Source organism: uncultured Campylobacter sp. (assembly GCF_938018145.1).
Lineage (GTDB): Bacteria > Campylobacterota > Campylobacteria > Campylobacterales > Campylobacteraceae > Campylobacter_A.
In genome coordinates this window covers 1-2,969 of sequence record NZ_CALIII010000134.1, presented here as the reverse complement: position 1 = coordinate 2,969, position 2,969 = coordinate 1, and the positions used below count along the sequence as shown (strand labels likewise).

Genomic DNA, 2,969 nt, shown 5'->3' with positions numbered 1-2,969 from the left:
TCGCGGCGGAGCTCAAAGATGTCTGACGAGCGTTCGTTCGGGCGGGCTCCGACCTCGCGATAGTTTATTTTGTCGCGCTTTGTGCGCAGTTTTTAAATTTGGCGAGACGATCTTTTAGCCTCGTAGTCTGCCCATTATTCCAGGTAAATTTCTCAAATTTACAAAAAAGACCACGCTAGAAAACTACGCAGGCATGCTTATGGGAGCCAAAACAGATCAAAACTCGCGCAGTTCATTTAAAGTAAAATTTCATCGTCAAATTTGACGACTTTTCGGGCCTAAATTTACTCACTCGCGCCCGTATCCGCCGCAAATTTCAAGGCGGGAACGAAACTTGCATTGCAGGCTTTAAATAAAGTAAATTTAGCTTAAATTGGCTAAAATAACGCGAAATTTGAAAGGATGTTTATGTTTGAGGGGATAGATTTTTCAAAAATGGGACAGATGCTCGAGGAGGCGCAAAAAAAGGCGCAGGAGATCGAGCAGGAGAGTCAAAAGCGCGAATTTAGCGTAAAAAGCGGCGGCGGACTCATCAGCGTCAGGGCAAACGGCAAGGGCGAGGTGCTTGATATCAGCATCGATGATAGCTTGCTAGAAGACAAGGAGAGCTTGCAGATCTTGCTCATCAGCGCCGTAAACGACGTGCTAAAGATGATCGAGGACGACCGCAAAAACGCCGCGTCAAGGATGCTGGGCGGCTTTGCCGGCATGGGGCTAGGGCAATGAAACGCGCAGCTATCTCGCGCCGTTTGGACGCGGTTTTGGGGCTCGCGCGGTTAAATTTTGGCGGCGCACGGGACGGTGCGATTGCAAATTTGAACTCAAATTTAGCCCGCAAATTTTACTCTCCACTTTTTGCGGTTTTTGTAATTTGCGCATTTGCCGCGTCGCTTAGAGCCGAGCCGCGCCCGACGCAGGATGATTTTAACGCCTGCTTCGAGAAAAACTTGCCCGCCATGGTAAACGTCGCGGGTAACGGCGGCATCGCGATCACGCCAAATCTAATCGCCGTGCCAAAAGGCGAAACTCCCGTGAAAAACTACGTCAAATTTGACCCGTATCTTGGCCTCTATCTGGTCGCCTCGGACGTCAAACTCGAGCCTGTAAAGATGGCCGACGATAACGCGACGAAAAAAAGCGACTGGGTCAGCGTCACGCGCGATCTAAACGCGACCGTCTACGGCCACGTAAAGGCGCAGGCGCAGGCGCTAGGCGAGCTGGACGTGCTCACGTTTGACGTAAACGGCACGGGCGCCGTGCTAAGTCCGTGCTGCAAGCTGCGCGGTATCGCGGTAGGCGGGGGTAAATTCGTTCCGAGCCGCTATCTGCGGCACTTTGCAGCGTATAAAGACGTGTACTACGGCGATGTGGGCGCTGTTTTCGAGGAAAAAGACGGCAAGCTCTACGTAAAAAGCGTCGATCCGCTCGGACGCGGTGCGGCGCTGATGGCGAGGGATGAGATTTTGAGCGTAAACGGCGAGAAATTTGAGAGCCTGCGCGAGCTAAACGAGAGGATTTTGTTTGCTAAAAAGGGCGAGCGACTCAAATTTGAGATCAAGCGCGGAGATGAGGTTTTGAGATTTGGCGTAGCAGTCTCTGATGACGCGGCCAAAAAAGAGCAAAAAGCGCCGACGAAGGCGGATAAAAAGGCCGCCGCTAGCGACGAAAAACCTCAGTCCATACCTCAAAGCAGCGATGCCGCGAGCGTGCAAAAGCTCTACGGAATAACCTTTGACGAGAAGCTAACGGTAAAAAGCGTCGACACAAGCTCGGGCGCGGCGAAATTCGGCGTCAGAGTCGGCGACAAGCTGATACAAGTGGGGCAAAAAACGGTCTCAAGCCGCAAGGAAGCGCTAGGCCTGCTCGCTAAAGGCGGCGGTCAAAATTTGCTCTTTAGACGCAACGGCTTTGACTTTTTTTACAACGCGCGTTAAGCTTGGACGGCAAATTTGACGCCTTTGCAGGCTAAATTTGAGAAATTTAGCCTGCGCCCGACCAGTCGGCAAAAATAAAACGGAGAATAGATGCAAAATCAAAATTTAGCGGTAAAATCAAAATTTAGCGGCAATGATCAAATTTGCCTTCAAAGCGCGGCGAAATCGTCAAATTTGAGTGAGTCGCAGGCGCTGCCGAATGATCAAATTTTAGCTCGCAGTTCGCGCGCGAGCTCGTCTCAAAATTGCTCTCAAATTTTAAACTCGACCAAAGCCAAAACTAGCTCCGAAAATCCGACTCAAAGCCCGAAAAATAGAGCAAATTTGATCTCGATAAACGCAGCAAAAGGCTCGTGTTTTACCTCGGGCGCAAATTTACAGCCGAATGCAAACCAAACCGCTCTTAGCGCCGCCGATCAGGACGCGCTTTTGGCTGAGTTTAAGACGTTTTTGAGTGCGCATTTGCCAAGCTCGCCTAGCTTTCATCCGTGCTTTGACGAGGCGCTTTCGTACACGCTAAAATCGGGCGGCAAGCACTTTCGCGCGATGCTGGTCGCAGGCGTCGTAGCGGCGGTGCGCCCCGAGCGCAAAGAGGCGGCGTTTCACGTCGCGCTGGCATTTGAAACGATGCACAGCTACTCGCTCATCCACGACGATCTGCCTGCGATGGACGACTCGGATCTGCGCCGCGGACAGCCTAGCCTGCACGTCAAATTTGACGAAGTAACGGCGATCCTAGCGGGCGACGCGCTAAACACCCACGCCTTTTATCAGATAGCAAGGACTCCGCTAGACGCGGACGCGCGTATAAAATGCGTCGAGATCCTAAGCCGCAACGCCGGTATCTACGGTATGGCGCTTGGGCAGGCGGTGGATTGTTATTTCGAAAATCAAAAACTAGGGCTTGAGGAGCTAAAATTTTTGCACATTCACAAGACCGCGCGCCTCATCGCGGCGAGCTTGCAGGCAGGCTGCGTCGTGGCGGGGCTAGATGAGGCGGAGGCTGCGCATATCTACGACATCGGGCTTGATCTG

Annotated in this window: 3 protein-coding genes; all 3 read left to right on the top strand. The window is 52.2% G+C overall.

All coding sequences use genetic code 11. From position 1 onward, the window contains the following. Nucleotides 1–408: 408 nt before the first annotated feature. Nucleotides 409–726 (top strand): YbaB/EbfC family nucleoid-associated protein, encoded by a 318-nt coding sequence (locus tag Q0338_RS03030; RefSeq protein WP_002947064.1) that lies wholly within the window; start codon nucleotides 409–411, stop codon nucleotides 724–726. Then, nucleotides 723–1,934 carry a PDZ domain-containing protein gene (locus Q0338_RS03025; RefSeq protein WP_298085469.1) on the top strand — a complete coding sequence of 404 codons (1,212 nt, stop codon included), beginning with the start codon at nucleotides 723–725 and terminating at the stop codon, nucleotides 1,932–1,934. The genes Q0338_RS03030 and Q0338_RS03025 overlap by 4 nt, the downstream gene beginning before the upstream one ends. Nucleotides 1,935–2,024: 90 nt before the next feature. Next, nucleotides 2,025–2,969 (top strand): polyprenyl synthetase family protein (locus Q0338_RS03020; RefSeq protein WP_298085468.1); only part of this gene is annotated, 945 nt, incomplete at its 3' end.